Consider the following 672-nt stretch of genomic DNA (forward strand, 5'->3'; position numbering starts at 1 on the left):
GGCCAAGACCTTCACACGGCTGCGCCTTCCCAAGGGTCTGCTGGAGCGGCTCGCGGGCATCAAGGAGCGCCGCGGCTGGGCCCCCGGACGCCACTTCACCGACGGCGCCACCGAGGCCGGCCAGGCCGCCCTGGAGAACTCCGGTGTGGACTTCTCGGTGCTGTTCCTGGAGGCCTCGGACGAGGTCCTGGTGTCCCGCTACGAGCTCCAGCGCCGCCCGCACCCGCTGCAGGCCGGCGGGCGGATCCTGGACGGCATCAAGGCGGAGCGGGAGCTGCTGCGTGATCTGCGCGAGACCGCGGACTCCGTGCTGGACACCACGTCCTTCAACGTCCACGCCCTGACCAAGGCCGTGGCGGACATGTTCTCCACGAGCGGGCCCGTGGTGCTGCGCCTCACCGTGATGAGCTTCGGCTTCAAGTACGGCGTGCCGGCGGACGCCAACTACGTGGCGGACGTCCGCTTTATCCCCAACCCGCACTGGGTGCCCGCCCTGCGCCCGCGCACGGGCAAGGACCCGGAGGTGCGGGACTACGTGTTCGGCAACGACGGCGCCCGGACGTTCGTGGACCGCTTCGTGTCCATGCTCGAACCGGTCTTCGCCGGATACCGCAACGAGAGCAAGCACTACGCCACCATCGCCATCGGGTGCACGGGCGGCAAGCACCGCTC

Annotated in this window: 1 protein-coding gene; it reads left to right on the forward strand. The window is 70.1% G+C overall.

Translation table 11 applies throughout. The annotated features are described in order from the left end of the window. The coding region (locus ACH0BU_RS18165; RefSeq protein WP_500264492.1) for an RNase adapter RapZ at positions 1 to 672 on the forward strand (672 nt) is incomplete at both ends.

It is taken from the genome of Sphingomonas olei (genome assembly GCF_045369765.1).
Taxonomy (GTDB): domain Bacteria; phylum Pseudomonadota; class Alphaproteobacteria; order Sphingomonadales; family Sphingomonadaceae; genus Sphingomonas; species Sphingomonas panaciterrae.